Raw genomic sequence first — 15,993 nt, 5'->3', positions numbered from 1 at the left:
TACCTACCAATAAAATGAGGACAGGAAGGAATCGCTGCGTCCCGCCAGCTTCGACATGCGGACCAGAACCTCGGCAGCTTCCGCTCGCGTCACCTCACGTTCCGGCAGGAACTTGCCATCGACTGCCGGGAGAAGACCCAGCTTGAGGGCGATCAGGGCTGCGCCTTTGTTAGTTACGGCGTCGGCATCCGATATCCCCTGAACGTCGGTTGGAAGGATAAAGGCTTTGGACAGCTTCTCGTAATTCAGAATACGGGTCAGCGAGCTTGCCAATTCATCCCTTGTCAGCTTGCGGTCCAGCTGCAGCGGGCTGTCCGGATCATAAGGAATCCAGTTCTGCCCGATCAGCACCTGAATGGCCTGGTAATACGGATGGTCCGGCTGCAAGCCTGCGTATGGATCCATGGTAGATCTTCCATACACCTGCTCGTAAGACGGGCTCACCGAAGCGGCCACCAGTTGATACCATTCGCCAAGGGTAATCTGGCGATCCGGGTATACCTTTCCGTCTTTATCCGGAACCAGCACCCGATATTTCACCAGCTCCTTCAGAGACGCTTCCGCATAATGCCCCGCCGCATCGGTAACCGCAGGAATATCCTTGCGGCTCATTTCAGGCATAATATCGCGCCATTCCCCGCTCTTGGCATCAAGCGGTACCGCAATGCCGCCATAACCCGCCTTTTTGTGTGTCGGATAATAAATCAGCTTAATAAAAGGCTTCATAATCTCATTACCGGTCGTTGCGTAACCTCCGTAGTACCCGTATTTCAGCTTTAGATCGATTTCTTCCAAATATTTAGCCCTTGCCTGCTCCGCACTGATAGCCGGTTTTACATCCGTTGGCAGCTTGGACAGGACAGCGTCGGAATTCACGCTAAAGCCCTGGATTTGTCCGTCGCCCTCCATGGTGAGGTTCAAGGAATCGCCCATGATGCGAATATCACCGATATAACGCTGGAATGAAAATTGATAATGGAGCGTTTGATTGTCCTTGCCCAGTTTATCAACCGATGTCAGCTTCCATTCTTCGGCCGCATGCGGCACCAGCTTGCTTACCGTCTCGAATGCCAGGTCCTGCGCCGCCTGCTGCGAAATCGGGTTCTTCACTTCCGGAGCCCCGGTCCGATCAAAACGATATCGGTTGTACGAGTAGATCTGTCCGGTCTTGGCGTCCACCTCTGCGGATACCATCTCTCCTCCGCCCATGGCAGAGAGCTTATTTTCGCCCCAACTTATGTTCCACGTCTTAACCTCGCTGTTGTTCCATCGTGTACCCAGTCTCTTGGATTCTGTCTTTAAACCAGACGGGAGCTTGATCAGCGATTCCACCCATCGGGCCGCTGCCTCTCCGCCAGCGAATGGAGCCGTGATTGGCTTAAAGGTTTCTTTGGATGCCGGAATCGCGCCGTTCTCAACCGAGATAAGCCCGCTCTCTTCCCCTGAGAAACTAATGAACTTGCCTGTATTGGCATCCAGTGAATTGCCTGATTGATCATTAGGTATGTAACCTAAGAAATAATTGCCTTTGGCATTGTTATATAAATGATCCGGTACATAAGCCAAGGATACTTGGAATTGATCCTCAAACAATTTACGGATGGAAGCCTCGTTCAATTTCGGTGTGGATGAAGGAAACTCCTCATTGATTTGATTGCGGGAATAATTAATGGTATTACCCTGTCCGTCAAGCGTGATCGAGATGCTGTTCACATCCGATTCAATCCCGTTCACCGAGGTCTGGAAATAAAACTCGAACCGCGGCGGACTGAACAATGCCGCCTGCATCCCGAGATAAGCCTCATTCTCCTTAAGCTCGCTGGCCTTCACATCCGATACATGGCTGCCGATCCATTTCAGCGCCTTCTCCTTGGCTGCTTCCCGGGTTAACACCGGTTTGTCGCTACCATGGTTCACCAAAGAATTAGGAATATAAATGTTGAGAAGTTCACCTGTAACCGCATTGACCTGGGCATTAAAGCCGGAGCTCGAGTTCCCTTTGGTCAGTACCATTTGCAGATCCCAAGCAAGCGCGCTCGATCTCATGCCATCATTCTCCAGGAACTGCACGTTCGTTACCTTCACGTTCTTGAGCTCCGGGAAAGCCTTCTTAATGATATCTTCCGCCTGCTTGGATGAAATTTTTGCGCCCTTCGGTATTTCGTTATCCGTAACGCTTTCGGAACCGGCTTGACCGCTGCTGTCCACGGCAGTTACCGTTTCGGATACAGCGACTCCGCCGCCCGGAACCGAATTGTCACCCCATACCGGCTGCGCCAAACACAGCATGGCTGTAGCCGTAACCGCGCACACGGTCTTTTTTACCCTTACCTTCTTCTTACCCGATGGATTCACTTGATTCGCTCCCTTCCATTACTTGAACCTAACCATGTCTTACTTACACATGATGATATCCTTAACAAGTGCCTGTACACGGTAGCAATGACATAACCAAGCTACCTAAATAATACCATAACTTGTCTATATATTCCTTATGTAGTAAGCTTCCAAAACATAACCTGCATGGTTAAGGATGAACAAAGTGTAACTATTTCGATCCCGTTTTTTGCGAATGGGGAATTCCCTTTCGACACATCTTAACCAAGCCGCGCCGCTTCAACAAAAGCCGCAGTGCGTCGCTTGATCTCCTCCATATTGCCGGACATAAGCGCATCCTTGGGAAGCAGCGCGCTGCCCAAACCGACCGCTGCCGCGCCTGCATTAAAATAATCCGGAAGATTATCCAGCGTAACTCCACCCGTTGCAAGCAGTGGAATGTGATTCAGCGGGCCCTGAAGCTCCCGGATAAATGACAAGCCCAGACTGGCCATGGGAAACAGCTTCACGATCTCAGCCCCGGCTGCGTACGCCGCGACGATCTCCGTTGGCGTCATGGCCCCGGGCCATACATCAATTCCCTGCTCTAGGGCAAATTCGATGACGGAAAGATCCGTGTTCGGCGAAATCAGGAATTGGGCCCCGGCAGAGACCGCTTCCTTCGCCATCTCCACATCAAGGACGGTACCCGCGCCGACATACACGTCACCGTCATAGCGGGCGCGCCAATCCTGTATCATATGTAAAGCACCCTTCGTATTCATCGTCACTTCCATGAACCGGATTCCGCCCTGGCTCAATCCCTCTCCTACGAAGCCCGCCTGTTCTTTCGTAATGCCCCGTACGATGGCAACGATTTTCTCGCGTTTGAGTTCAGCTGTCAGTTTCAATGTCTTCCCCCCATTTCTATTTACACTTCCCGCACCACCTTTAATCGAATTGGCCGCGGATGTTACACAATGATCACAGGCTATCCAATGAAAGAAACCTGAAAAACCTATATCCAAACCGGTTCCCACGAAGAGGGTTGACGCTCATTCCCTGACGTAACCTGCTTGACATCAACCTGCCTCAAGTATATGCGGTCCGAAGCGTTCACGCAAAAAAAGCAGGCCGGGAAAAATGTCTTCCCGACCTGCTCTTTAACATCTATAGGGTTATCCGCGGAATTCGGACAGCTCTGCGCCGAGTTCACGCGTGGCTCCGTATACGCTTTGATAGAGTCCAAACAATTTGTCATAGGCCTGAACCGCCTGCGGATTCGGAGAATACGAGCGTGCCGGCCGCAAAAACGCCTTTGCGCAGTCCTGAAGGCTTGCAAACCAGCCGCAGCCGTAGGCTGCCAGCATCGCTGCGCCCATAGCCGGCCCTTGCTCGCTTTCCAGCTTCACGATTTCGGCGTTGAACACGTCCGCCTGCATTTGCAGCCAGATCCCGTTCTTGGCGCCGCCACCGATGGAAATGACGCGGTCGATCCGCTTGCCGGATGCGCGGAGGATATCGATGGATTCGCGGAGAGAGAACGTGATCCCTTCGAGTACCGAACGTGCAAAGTGGGGCAGCTTATGACCGGCGTCCATTCCGATGAAGCTGCCGCGAATGGTTGCATCCGGATGCGGGGTGCGTTCACCGACGATATACGGCGTGAACAGCAGCCCACCGCTGCCAGCCGGGATGCTGCCGATATCTCTCAACAGCGCGTCAAAGGAGACATCCGGTGCAAAGGTATCCTTAAACCAGGTCAGGCTGTATCCCGCTGCCAGGGTCACACCCATGATATAGTAAGCATCTTTCTCGCTATGATTAAAGAAATGGACCTTCCCTTCAAAATCCACCTCGCGTCGCTCCTCATAGGAGAGTACCACGCCCGATGTACCAATACTGCACATCGTCTGCCCTTCTTCGAGAATGCCGGCGCCGATGGCACCGCAGGCATTGTCCGCCCCTCCGGCAAATACCTTCATCCCCGGCAGCAGAGCCGATTGCTCGGCGATCTCGGGCAGCAAGGTGCCGCACTCGTCAAAGGATTCGACCAGCGGAGGGCATAAGGTGTGCGGCAGCTGGAAGGCATCCAGAATCTCGGTGCTCCAAGACTTGCCCGCCACATCCAGCAGCAGCGTTCCGGCTGCATCGGAATAGTCCATCGCGTATTGCCCGGTCAGGCGGAAACGCACATAATCCTTAGGCAGCAGGAACAGGGCGGCCTGTTCGAGCAGCTCAGGCTCAAACTCCTGCACCCATAGAATCTTGGGCAAGGTGAAACCTTCCAGCGCGCGGTTGCGTGCAATGCCAAGCAGCTTCTCCTGCAGAGTCTCCTCGATGCGACGACATTGCGCCGTTGTGCGCGTGTCATTCCACAGGATGGCTGGTCGCAGCACTGCACCCTCTCCGTCTACCAAGACTAAACCGTGCATCTGGCCGGAGAAGCTTAAACCCTCAACCTCGGAAGGGTCGATGTTGTTTCCTTTCATCAATTGCCGTAACGACAATACCGTTTTGTCCACCCAATCCTCCGGTCGCTGCTCGCTGTAACCCGGCTTCGGCTGGCTCAGCGGGTACGACTCCGAATGCTCGGCGACAACCTTGCCGCTGCGGTCCACCAGCACGGTCTTCACAGCACTGGTCCCCAAATCAACTCCGATAACGTAACTCATCTATATCCTCCTTCGTCTCCTCATGAACCGAACATGAAAACATCGTTGGCACTTCCCCCCCGGCGCACGGTGCGTGATCCGTGGCGTGCCATGGATGGCTGTCGACCATAGCTCGCTATAGTTTCCTGTTTGAAATAAGTACACCGGCTTCCCTGGAGGGAGCCGGTGAAGGTTTGGATTTCATGGTACAAGCGCTAAAGAGTGTATCGATTAATTTGCAAGAATGTACTGATTCAGAATCGCTTTCAGCATTTCTTGACGTCCGGATTCGTTTTTGCGCGGTGACTCGTTGTTCAGCGCGTATTCTGCAAGGGAAGCCAGTGTAGCCTTGCCGGATACGACGTCTGCGCCGATGCCTTCGTTAAAGCTGCTGTAGCGCTTCGCGATGAAGTCCTCGAATACGCGGTCTTCGATTAGCTTCGCTGCCACTTTCAATCCTTTTGCGTAAGTATCCATACCGGCGATGTGCGCATGGAACAGATCTTCCGGCTCGAAGGATGGACGACGAACCTTCGCATCGAAGTTCACGCCGCCGCGGCCGAGACCGCCGTTCATCAGCACTTCGTACAGCGTCAATGTCGCGTCATAGATGTTAACCGGGAATTCGTCCGTATCCCATCCGATGAGCATATCGCCTTGGTTCGCGTCGAGGGAACCGAGCATGCCGTTGATGCGTGCTACGCGAAGCTCATGTTCGAAGGTATGACCGGCGAGCGTGGCGTGGTTGGCTTCGAGATTCAATTTAAAGTGCTTGTCGAGACCGTATTTCTGCAGGAATGCAATCGTTGTAGCCGCATCGAAGTCATATTGGTGCTTGGTTGGCTCCTTCGGTTTAGGCTCGATCAGGAACTGAGCGTCAAAGCCGATTTCCTTCGCATAATCCACCGCCATATGGAATAGGCGCGCCAGGTTATCCAGTTCAAGGCCCATATCCGTGTTCAGCAGGGTCTCATAGCCTTCACGGCCTCCCCAGAACACGTAGTTCTCGGCGCCGAGGCGTTTGCCGACTTCGAGGCCCTTCTTGATTTGCGCAGCCGCATGAGCGTATACATCAGCATTGCACGTAGTACCTGCACCATGCATGAAGCGAGGGTTCGTGAACATGTTTGCTGTGTTCCAGAGCAATTTTTTGCCGGTGGACTTCATGTGGTCTTCAATCGAATCCACGATCGTATCGATGTTGCTGTAGAACTCGCGCAGGCTGCTGCCTTCCGGCGCAATGTCCACATCGTGGAAGCAGAAATATGGAAGATTCATTTTCTCCATGAACTCAAAGCCTGCCTCAACGCGTGCTTTCGCAAGATCCATGCCGGAGTAGTTGCCCCAAGGACGAACCGCAGTGTCGGCGCCGAACGGATCCGAACCGCCTGCAGTCAATGTATGCCAGTAAGCCATGGCGAAACGGAGATGCTCTTCCATCGTTTTGCCGGCTACAACTTCTGTCGGATTATAAAATTTAAAAGCATAAGGGTTAGTTGATTTGCTGCCTTCGTACTCGACTTTGCTAATGTTGTTAAAATAGGCCATGTATAAATCCTCCTATACCTTGTTAAGGTGTGGTTAACGCTTACAAGGTTATCCTAACACAGGATTTCTACTTTGTCTATTGGTTAAACAAAGTTATTGTTTTACAACTTTTTCAAAACCGATGCCACCGCTGTTAGGATGATTATCTGCTAAAGATCAGGACATCTCCGTTTGGCTCACTGCCTATGATTCCTGTATATCCATATTCAAATGTTACGACGATAGAAACCACGGGACACAGGATTGTTCGCACCCGGGCAGCGTTACGGGCTGTTGCAATTTCCGGACTTTGCCCCTAGACTATGAGCATATCAAGTCTCAAGAGCCTAACAGGATTAGGAAGCAAGACTAAAAGGATGAATACACATGACGAATATTACCGGTGACCAGGCTCTGGTCAAGAAAATAAATACTTCGATTATTCTCGATACGATACGTCAACACGCCCCGGTCTCCCGAGCGAAGGTGTCCAAGCTCACAGGTCTGAACAAGGCTACCGTCTCCAATCTCGTACAGGAGCTGTGCAGCAACCATCTGGTCCAGGAAATCGGACCCGGTGAATCCAGCGGCGGCAGAAAGCCGCAGCTGCTGTTGTTTAACGGACAAGCCGGTTATGCCGTCGGCGTGGAGCTGCGCGTGAAGCAAATGACCGCCGTACTTACGGATCTGGAAGGCCGGATTCTTGCCGAAGAAGATACCGTCCTTGAAGGGCATGATGTGGAATCGGTGACGCGGCTGATGGTTGGCCTGATTCATGGCCTGATGCGGCAGGCCCCTCCCTCCCCATACGGCATCATCGGGATCGGCGTAGGCGTCCCGGGGATGGTCGACGGCGACGGCACCGTCCTCTTCGCCCCCAACCTGGGATGGGACATGGTGCCGCTGCAGAAGCAGCTTGAGCACGAGCTCGGACTTCCGGTTACGATCGACAATGAAGCAAACGCGGGCGCCCAAGGCGAGCTGCGCTTCGGGGCCGGCCGGGACGCCCGCCATCTCCTCTATATCAGTGCGGGCAGCGGTATCGGCTCCGGCATTATCATCAATGGCGAGCTCTATAAGGGCGCCCGCGGATATGCCGGCGAAAGCGGCCATATGTCCATCGAAGCCGATGGTCGGGAATGCACCTGCGGCAACCGCGGCTGTTGGGAGCTGTACGCCTCGGAGAAATCCTACGACGGCAAAGATGCCGTTCTTCCATCCAGACGGACGTCCGAGCTTGTTCATCATGCCGAGCTCGGTCATAAGGAGACCATCCGGCATTTTGAGGAGCTGGGACGCTATCTCGGCATTGGCATAACTAATCTTGTCAACGGATTCAATCCGCAATCGGTCATCATCGGCGGTCCGCTGTCCGACGCCCGGGCTTGGATCGAAGAAACGCTCCAGCAGGTCGTTGCCCAGCGCACGCTTCCCTATCACCGAGAGTTGATGGAGATCCGGTTTGCCGAGCTGGGCAGCCGCTCTACCATGATTGGCGCGGCCTATTCTGCCATCTCGCAGTTTCTTGGTCCGGTGCGGGTCTCCATGCCGATTCATTAAAATTGACGATATATTGTCGTAATTACCGCCCAGCATATTAAGGAAAATCTCGCGATTTTCCGCTATAATTAATCTCGTCCTGTAATTTAAATCACGATTCTCCTCGAGGAGCATCGTGTGATCGTTATACTAAAGGGAGAGGAAACGCTCAAATGACCTATGTAAGCACTGCGGAAATATCTCCGGAAATGTTTGTGACCGTATTGCTGTTTCTCCTAGTTATCGCACCTTTGTTCAGTCTCGCCATCATGCGTTTTTTTCAAGGCAAGAAAAAAGCCGGCTTCATTCTCCTCGGCTCCGGCGTGGCCGCATACGTCGTATTCCAGATCATCATGAGTCTTTTTTTCAACAAGTGAACATGATTCGTGCGAACGTTTGGCAGCATAGCTCGGCAACAAAAAATGCTCCTTCCCGAACCTCGGGAAGGAGCTTTTTATCATAAGCAAGCGATTGGCCTGCCATCATGCCTGATTAGATTAAGCTTCCGGGTTCAACGCTTTGTTGAACTGGAGCTTGTTCATGCCAAGAATACGGTGCTCACCGATGATGGTGAGGGGTACTGCGCGAACGCCCATATCCCATACTTGCTGCGCGAATTCGTCGTTCTGCTCGATGTTGCGCTCTTCAAATTCGATGCCTTGATCGGACAAGAAGCCTTTTACTTGTTTGCAGTGCGGGCAGTTGTTCGAAGTGTATACAATCACATTTTCCACGGTTGGTCAGTCTCCTCTACTCATGATTTGGGCTGCTTATAGCCCGTTCGATCCCTATATCTATCAGTTTACAACACGACAGCGTTGTGTTCCAAGCTCTCGATGTATTTCTCTGCATCCATAGCTGCCATACAGCCGCTTCCTGCTGCCGTGATCGCTTGTCTGTAACGGGTATCCTGCACGTCGCCGCATGCAAATACGCCCTGGATATTCGTCTCGGATGTTCCCGGAGTCGTTACGATGTAACCGTTCGGATCCGTTGTAATGTTTCCGCCGAGGAAACCGGTGTTCGGATGATGACCGATCGCCACGAACACGCCGCTGACCGCAATCGTCTCTTCTTCGCCAGTCTCATTATTGAGCACTTTGATGCCTTTTACGCCTGTCTCGTCCGCAATAACTTCCTGCGGCGTGCGGTTCAGTGCCCATTCGATTTTCTCGTTAGCACGGGCGCGATCCTGCATGATTTTCGATGCACGAAGCTCCTCCCGACGGTGAACCAGTGTCACTTTGGATGCAAAGCGAGTCAGGAAGTTGGCTTCTTCCAGCGCGGAATCACCGCCGCCGACAACAACGATCTCTTTGCCGCGGAAGAAGAATCCGTCGCATGTTGCGCAGGTACTTACGCCGCGTCCTACATTATCCTGTTCTCCCGGAATGCCGAGATATTTGGCCGTTGCGCCCGTAGAGATAATCAACGTTTCGGCAACTACCTCGCCCATACCGTCTACGTCCAACTTGAACGGACGCTCTCCGAATTCCACGCTGTTCACCCAGCCTGTACGAAATTCTGCGCCAAAACGTTCAGCCTGCTGACGCATATTGTCCATCAGCTCAGGACCCATGATGCCTTCGGGGAAACCCGGGAAATTCTCAACTTCGGTTGTGGTGGTCAGCTGTCCGCCAGGTTGCGGACCTTCAATGACGAGCGGGCTCAGGTTTGCGCGAGCCAGATAGATTGCAGCCGTAAGGCCGGCAGGGCCTGTGCCTATAATAACGGATTTGTACATATCGTTTCCCTCCTATATATGGAACGCTTAATTATAATCATTATAAATTAATATTAATTATGGTTATATCGGAGCCGTCTGTCAATATGTCACATCACACCCCATCTGAAAATATTGTTAATCCATTCTTCATAAATCGGAGGGTACTTTACTATTTTGAAAAAACGAACCTCGTTCACGATAGAGTACCTCATTTTAAAACGTTTACTTCGAGGTCCTGGGTGCGCTCAGTTTGGGTTAGAAGAAATCAGGGGCACGAAAAGGCCACCACCATCCTTTTGACGGCAGGAAGATGAATTTTTGATGAAGACATAAGGATCGTCTTGAAGGGATCTACTGAATGCGAATCGCAGCAGTTTGAATCTTGAAGATATTCTAGATCATTTCCGCTGCCCATAAAAAATCCCCTTCTTCTCCACGAAGGAAAAGAAGGGGATGCCTTTGTCATTGCAGGCGATACTCGGTCCATTAACTTAATGGCTGCTGCGGAGCAGACGAAGCCCGTTCAGTATAACCAGAATGGTGCTTCCTTCATGACCGATGACGCCCAGCGGAAGCGCAACGCCTTGAATGAAATTGGCTGCAATCAGCGTCAAAATCATGGTGATGGCAAAGATCATATTTTGCTTCACGATGCGCTGAACCCGGCGTGCCACCTTGACGGTGCCGGCAATTTCATCGATGTTGTCATTCATAAGCACCGCGTCCGCTACCTCCAGCGCCGTTCCGCTTCCCGAAACGCCCATGCCGATGCCGACGGTCGCGGTAGCCAGTGCGGGTGCATCGTTCACTCCGTCCCCAACCATGACCACATGGCCGTAACGGGCGCGAAGCTCCTTAATATGTGTAACTTTATCTTCCGGCAGCAAATCGGAGAACACCATGTCCACGCCGCTTTCCTTCGCAATCACGTCCGCCGTCGCCTTGCGGTCCCCCGTCAGCATCGCTACCTTGATGCCCAGCTGCTGTAGCCGCTTAACAGCCATTGCCGCTTGAGGCCGGACCGCATCCTGCAGAGCGATCATGCCCACGATACGGTCGCCCTTCAGGATAACGGAAACCGTCTTGCCTTCGGATTCCAGCGTGTTCCGGATGGACAGCCAGTGCTGACGATTCTCTTCAAGCGCGCTCAACTCCTGTTGCGCGGAAGCTGCACCTGAATGCTGATTTATAGTCGGATGATCCAAAATATCGCTTTTTCCTATTTTCCAAGTGATTCCTTCCACTTCCGCCTGCATACCCCATCCAGTTATGGACTGTCCGTTCTCTACCTGCTGCAGCTCGGCCCCCTCTTTCTCAGCCGATTGGACAATCGCCAAGGCCAGAGGATGCTTCGACATTCTTTCGATAGAAGCACTGATGCCAAGCAGTTCATGCCGATCCCAGCCTTCGCCTGCGATAAAATCCGTAACCACTGGCGTACCGAGCGTCAAGGTACCGGTCTTATCAAAAGCGACAACCGCCGTGCGCGCCATATTCTCAATATGGGCGCCGCCTTTGAACAATACGCCTTTTCTGGCGCGATTGGAGATCGCCGACAGCATCGCTGGCATGATGGAAGACACCAATGCGCATGGGGAGGCCACTACAAGGAACACCATCGCTTTATAGAAGGTGGTATCCCAATCCCATCCCAGAACGGGAGTAGCCAGAACAATCAGGGCCGCGGTCGCAATGACAACGACACGGGCATATATCGATTCGAACCGCTTGATGAACCGCTGCGATTCCGGAACTTCGTTCTCCGCTTCTTCCACCAGCTTGATAATCTTGGCGAACAACGTGGATTCCGCCGATTGAGTAACCTCAATGTACAATACACCTTCCCCGTTCAAGGTTCCGGTAAACACTTCATCCCCAATGGCCTTATCGACCGGTACGGATTCGCCTGTAATCGAAGCCTGGTTGACGGAGGAGCTGCCGCGATAAATTTTGCCGTCTGCAGGAATAAGCTCGCCCGGCTTTACCAGAATCAGATCGCCGATCTCCAGCTTGTTGATGGATACCGATACCATCTCCCCCTTCTCGATGCGCAGGGCCGTCTCCGGCTGCAGCTCCATCAAGGACGAGATATCCTTGCGGCTTCTCTCCATGGTATAACTCTCAAGCGCCCCGCTGAGGGCAAAGATGAAGATCAGCATCGCACCTTCATTCCAGTACCCGATCGCTGCAGCTCCCATAGCGGCAGCAATCATCAGCAGATTCACATCCAGATCGCGCTCCTTCAGAAGGGTCTCCACACCTTCTTTAGCTTTCACCCATCCGCCGACGGCGTAGGATATCACGTACAGCACAACGGAGAGCGGCTCGGACCATTGGCTGGTCAGCCAAGCCACCAGCATCAGCAGGCCGCTGCCCAGCGCAGCCACGACCTCCGCGTTGCTCAGCAGGCTGCGTATATCCCACTTTCCAGGCTGCCGCGGCTCGCGCGGATCCGCTCCATTTTCTATTGTCGATATGCGTTCAGTCGTCGTTTGACTTTGTATCCATTGCATAACCAATCACCTTCCTAGTTGAGAATGAGATCCATTATTACTACCCTTAAAATGACACATGCTGCCCCGGCTTCGCCGGAGCAGCATGCTAAATGAGAATGAGAATCATTTTTGAACTTATACAATTTATTTTCCTTCGTACAACTTTATATGTATCATACTCACTTCACCCTCATTTGTAAACCATATTTTTCACATTTTTTAAATGCTGAAGCGTACCTATTGGCGTTCCTTATGATGAAGATGAATCTTCTGCGCGTAAAAAAAGCCCTTGCGATCTCTCCGCAAGGACTTCTCTCTAATCACTCACCTATTTTGTAAAGCGCTCACATTCCATCAATCGACAATCGTCGAGCATCTGCGGCGCATCTCCAGCCTTGCACCGGTTATTCGAATAGCTGCAATCTCTGAGGCCTGGCAACACACCTCGTGTATGCCCTGCCGGTAAACCATCCGTAAATCCGTGGTAGCCACCCCATTGATCCGGAGCGTTAATTGCGGCTTCGTTCGCCTAATACGATGGATCATCTCTGAGAATGCCGAGATCTTGTGTCCTGCCTCATCCGACGACACGGAATTCTCCATCCCCTCCGAATCGAATACAATCACATCGGCCAAACGGGCAATCTCCGCTGCCGCCGCTGGGCTCATTCCTTCTCCGAACAGCGCTCCATAGCGAATACGCACAAAACGCCTCTGATCCATAAGGGTCTGCTCTGCCACTTCTTCGATAAAATTATGGATCGATATAAAGTCATCCGCGTGTGCCGGGCGTACAGCCAGGAGCTCTAATTGGCAATCTACGCCTTCCTCGCTGCACTGCTCCATAGCCCGGAACAAGGACTCAAGCTGAGCATCCTGCGCTTCACGTAACTCCATCGTGTTGAAAAGCCGGGCATCGTGCAGCAAGCTGACCGCACATCGGGCTCCATCCGCCGCCTGAAACACCGACACCCAATAGGTCTTCCATAGCATAATAAGTCTCCGCCTTAATAGGGCGCTCTTCTCTGCGCTCCGCGAATTCAACCACGCTGTGTAAACCTCCTGCAGCAGGCCATGCTGCAAAGCATCCTCCCCGCGTATCAGCCCGATTCCCTGAGCACCTTGCCTGATATCTCGTGTTATGGATTCAGGGTCTGCGGATCGGCTCATGACTTTCAGTCTTCGGTTCCTGTCACTCCACCCCAGCAGTCGGGTCAAGGAAGGTCTGTCTGTGCCGTTATGCCGAATCCCTGAAACCCTGAGGGCTTCTTCAATATCGTCAGGCGAAGCCAGTAACAGCAATACCTCCTCATGGGTGACTCCTCCTGCCATTGCAAAATGCTTCAGCAGATCTGTCTCGGGAGAAATCTCGTTTGCCGTAATCTCCTCTGCTCCGATGAACTCTTCATCTTCAAATCGACGCTCTCCCAATTCACTGCCTGCTCCCCATTGCCTTTCCGTCATGGTTATCCTTCTACTCCCTTTCACCTTGAATTGGATAAACGCCTCCTTACAGATTATTATGAAACAATTGGAAATATACAGCGCACGGATAAACACCGGCTGAAAAATATCGGGACGGAACGAACCATGCGCCCTGCTCTCCTTGTGCCGGATGCCTGCACCAAGGTGCAAGACGCCTGACCCTATCTGTTTATCATCATTTCAGGGGCAGGATAAAACCTTTACAATGGAGGATGGATCAATGCTGGAAAAAAGGAGAGTAGAACATGAGAACCGATTATGATCATTGGGAACCGATCAGCGTATCGGATGCCGTCAAAATTTTTGCTGAAATCCCTGCTCGTTGGTATATCGCCGGAGGTTGGGCTTTGGATTTATATTTGGGAGAACAGACTAGAGAACACGGCGATATCGATATCCTGATCCTTCGCGAAGAGCAGGCCGCCATTTACGCTGCATTAGCCAACGAATGGACGCTGTACAAAGCGGATCAAGGAACCTTATCGCTCTGGGAGGAAGGCGAATATTTGCATTCGGTTGGCGATGTATGGGTAAGCCGGCATGAGGAAGCCCCATTTTCATTCCAGATCATGCTGGTGGAGACGGAACAGGACAGCTGGGTTTATCGCAGAGAACCGTCCATTCGAAGACCGATCCAAGATATATCCTTAAAAACAGACCAAGGAATTCCCTATCTGAAACCGGAGATACAACTCCTATATAAAGGAGGGAGCAAGAACATCCGTGAAAAAGACGAACGGGATTTCAGGAAGGTTCTGCCCTTCCTCGATCGGCAGGCTGCAGGATGGCTTGCCCAAGCGCTGCGGACGCAGTTTCCGGATGGGCATCCCTGGATCGATTACATGAATCGTCCTAGCGATTGAAATTAACGAAAAGGCACCTTCCCCTAAAGAGGAAAGTGCCTTGATATTCCAATTCAAATGATAAAGGTTGCCTTACTTCTGGCTGGCTTCAATAGCTTGTCCCAGATCGTACAAGATATCATCGATAGACTCGGTCCCGATCGACAAACGCAGCAATTCCGGATTTACGCCAGCCGTAAGCTGCTCGTCTTCCGTCAACTGCTGATGCGTTGTGCTCGCCGGATGAATGATAAGCGACTTGGAATCGCCGACGTTGGCCAAGTGGGAGAACAGCTTCACATTCTCGATCACCTTCTGACCTGCTGCTGCCCCGCCTTTGATACCGAAGGTCAGGATGGCGCCTTGGCCCTTGGGCAGGTACTTCTTCGCCAGCTCATGCGAAGGGTGACTCGGCAGCCCCGCATAGCTCACCCATTCCACAGCCTCGTGACTCTCCAAATACTTGGCAACCTTCATCGCATTCTCGCTATGGCGCTCAACGCGAAGATGCAGCGTTTCCAGCCCTTGCAGCAGCAGCCAGGAATTGAATGGGGACAGGGACGCGCCAATATCCCGCAGCAGTTGCACGCGCGCTTTGATAATGTATGCGATCGGACCTACTGCCTCCGTATATACAACGCCATGATAGCTTGGATCCGGCTGGGTTAATCCCGGGAACTTGTCGTTTGCCGTCCAATCGAATTTACCGCTATCCACAATGACCCCGCCGATGGAGGTCCCGTGACCGCCGATGAATTTGGTCGCAGAATGAACGACGATATCTGCCCCATATTCAATCGGACGCAGCAAGTACGGACTTGGGAAGGTGTTATCTACGATAAGCGGAATGCCATTCTCGTGCGCGATGGCCGCAACCGCTTCCACATCCAGCACATTGCCCTGCGGATTGCCAATCGTTTCGGCAAACACTGCCTTCGTCTTGTCATTGATCGCTTTGCGGAAATTTTCCGGGTCCGTGGAATCCACGAAATGCACCTTAATGCCCAGCTTCGCAAGCGTATTGGAAAATAAATTATAAGTGCCGCCATACAAGCTAGAGGAAGAAACAATTTCATCACCTGCGCCCGCGATGTTGAGAATGGAGAAGGTGATGGCTGCCTGCCCGGAAGATGTCGCCAGTGCACCGGCACCGCCTTCGAGCGCTGCAATCCGCTTCTCAAACACATCCGTGGTCGGGTTCATAATACGCGTGTAGATGTTACCGAATTCTTTGAGCGCAAACAGATTCGCCGCATGCTCACTGTCTTTAAACCCGTAGGAAGTCGTCTGATACAGAGGGACAGCACGGGATAATGTGGTCGGATCAAGCTCCTGACCGGCGTGAACCGCTAAGGTTTCAATCGAAAATTGGCGTTCTTCTGACATGGGTGTTTCCTCCCTTTTCTTCA

At 52.3% G+C, this 15,993-nt stretch carries 12 protein-coding genes; 3 read left to right on the top strand and 9 right to left on the bottom strand.

Annotated features, from left to right (window positions below):
* Positions 1-3: 3 nt before the first annotated feature.
* The 4 genes from PLA01S_RS21320 to xylA all read right to left on the bottom strand — a co-directional run bounded on the left by PLA01S_RS21320 (position 4) and on the right by xylA (position 6,518).
* Positions 4-2,355, bottom strand: a complete 2,352-nt coding sequence (locus tag PLA01S_RS21320; RefSeq protein ID WP_127593935.1) for a YcdB/YcdC domain-containing protein — start codon at positions 2,353-2,355, stop codon at positions 4-6.
* Positions 2,356-2,597: 242 nt separating this feature from the next.
* Positions 2,598-3,227, bottom strand: a complete 630-nt coding sequence (locus PLA01S_RS21315; RefSeq protein WP_127593934.1) for a bifunctional 4-hydroxy-2-oxoglutarate aldolase/2-dehydro-3-deoxy-phosphogluconate aldolase — start codon at positions 3,225-3,227, stop codon at positions 2,598-2,600.
* Between the two features lie 267 nt (positions 3,228-3,494).
* Positions 3,495-4,991 (bottom strand): xylulokinase, encoded by a 1,497-nt coding sequence (xylB, locus tag PLA01S_RS21310; RefSeq protein WP_127593933.1) that lies wholly within the window; start codon positions 4,989-4,991, stop codon positions 3,495-3,497.
* Positions 4,992-5,201: 210 nt separating this feature from the next.
* Positions 5,202-6,518, bottom strand: a complete 1,317-nt coding sequence (gene xylA / locus PLA01S_RS21305) for a xylose isomerase (RefSeq protein ID WP_015737501.1) — start codon at positions 6,516-6,518, stop codon at positions 5,202-5,204.
* 366 nt (positions 6,519-6,884) lie between these two features.
* Between xylA and PLA01S_RS21300 the strand changes: the two genes are divergently transcribed.
* Together PLA01S_RS21300 and PLA01S_RS21295 are read left to right on the top strand one after the other, a co-directional pair.
* The gene (locus PLA01S_RS21300; RefSeq protein ID WP_127593932.1) at positions 6,885-8,057 is read left to right on the top strand and encodes an ROK family protein; all 1,173 of its coding nucleotides are present in this window, start codon (positions 6,885-6,887) and stop codon (positions 8,055-8,057) included.
* 152 nt (positions 8,058-8,209) lie between these two features.
* Positions 8,210-8,413, top strand: a complete 204-nt coding sequence (locus tag PLA01S_RS21295) for a hypothetical protein (protein WP_127593931.1) — start codon at positions 8,210-8,212, stop codon at positions 8,411-8,413.
* Positions 8,414-8,533: 120 nt separating this feature from the next.
* Here PLA01S_RS21295 and PLA01S_RS21290 read toward each other — a convergent pair whose 3' ends face one another.
* The 4 genes from PLA01S_RS21290 to PLA01S_RS21275 form a co-directional block, all read right to left on the bottom strand.
* A complete protein-coding gene (locus tag PLA01S_RS21290) occupies positions 8,534-8,770 on the bottom strand; it encodes a glutaredoxin family protein (protein ID WP_006212730.1) in 237 nt (78 codons plus the stop codon).
* 68 nt (positions 8,771-8,838) lie between these two features.
* Positions 8,839-9,780, bottom strand: coding sequence for a thioredoxin-disulfide reductase (gene trxB / locus PLA01S_RS21285; protein WP_127593930.1), 942 nt, complete (start codon positions 9,778-9,780; stop codon positions 8,839-8,841).
* A gap of 473 nt (positions 9,781-10,253) precedes the next feature.
* A complete protein-coding gene (locus PLA01S_RS21280; protein ID WP_127593929.1) occupies positions 10,254-12,275 on the bottom strand; it encodes a heavy metal translocating P-type ATPase in 2,022 nt (673 codons plus the stop codon).
* 336 nt (positions 12,276-12,611) lie between these two features.
* Positions 12,612-13,721 carry a PEP-utilizing enzyme, TIM barrel domain protein gene (locus PLA01S_RS21275; protein ID WP_127593928.1) on the bottom strand — a complete coding sequence of 370 codons (1,110 nt, stop codon included), beginning with the start codon at positions 13,719-13,721 and terminating at the stop codon, positions 12,612-12,614.
* Between the two features lie 266 nt (positions 13,722-13,987).
* Here PLA01S_RS21275 and PLA01S_RS21270 point away from each other — a divergent pair, with 266 nt between their 5' ends.
* Positions 13,988-14,605, top strand: coding sequence for a nucleotidyltransferase domain-containing protein (locus PLA01S_RS21270; RefSeq protein WP_127593927.1), 618 nt, complete (start codon positions 13,988-13,990; stop codon positions 14,603-14,605).
* A gap of 72 nt (positions 14,606-14,677) precedes the next feature.
* Here the strand turns inward: PLA01S_RS21270 and PLA01S_RS21265 are convergent, their stop codons facing one another.
* The gene (locus tag PLA01S_RS21265) at positions 14,678-15,970 is read right to left on the bottom strand and encodes a homocysteine synthase (RefSeq protein ID WP_127593926.1); all 1,293 of its coding nucleotides are present in this window, start codon (positions 15,968-15,970) and stop codon (positions 14,678-14,680) included.
* Between the last annotated feature and the right edge of the window lie 23 nt (positions 15,971-15,993).

Source organism: Paenibacillus lautus NBRC 15380 (assembly GCF_004000945.1).
Taxonomy (GTDB): domain Bacteria; phylum Bacillota; class Bacilli; order Paenibacillales; family Paenibacillaceae; genus Paenibacillus_AQ; species Paenibacillus_AQ lautus.
This window is presented reverse-complemented; position numbering and strand designations above follow the sequence as displayed.

Excerpts from the sequence above, each read along its gene's own strand:
- xylB (WP_127593933.1), bottom strand. The coding sequence starts at position 4,991 with ATGAGTTACGTTATCGGAGTTGATTTGGGGACCAGTGCTGTGAAGACC.
- xylA (WP_015737501.1), bottom strand. The coding sequence starts at position 6,518 with ATGGCCTATTTTAACAACATTAGCAAAGTCGAGTACGAAGGCAGCAAA.
- PLA01S_RS21300 (WP_127593932.1), top strand. The coding sequence starts at position 6,885 with ATGACGAATATTACCGGTGACCAGGCTCTGGTCAAGAAAATAAATACT.
- PLA01S_RS21295 (WP_127593931.1), top strand. The coding sequence starts at position 8,210 with ATGACCTATGTAAGCACTGCGGAAATATCTCCGGAAATGTTTGTGACC.
- trxB (WP_127593930.1), bottom strand. The coding sequence starts at position 9,780 with ATGTACAAATCCGTTATTATAGGCACAGGCCCTGCCGGCCTTACGGCT.
- PLA01S_RS21280 (WP_127593929.1), bottom strand. The coding sequence starts at position 12,275 with ATGCAATGGATACAAAGTCAAACGACGACTGAACGCATATCGACAATA.
- PLA01S_RS21275 (WP_127593928.1), bottom strand. The coding sequence starts at position 13,721 with ATGACGGAAAGGCAATGGGGAGCAGGCAGTGAATTGGGAGAGCGTCGA.
- PLA01S_RS21270 (WP_127593927.1), top strand. The coding sequence starts at position 13,988 with ATGAGAACCGATTATGATCATTGGGAACCGATCAGCGTATCGGATGCC.
- PLA01S_RS21265 (WP_127593926.1), bottom strand. The coding sequence starts at position 15,970 with ATGTCAGAAGAACGCCAATTTTCGATTGAAACCTTAGCGGTTCACGCC.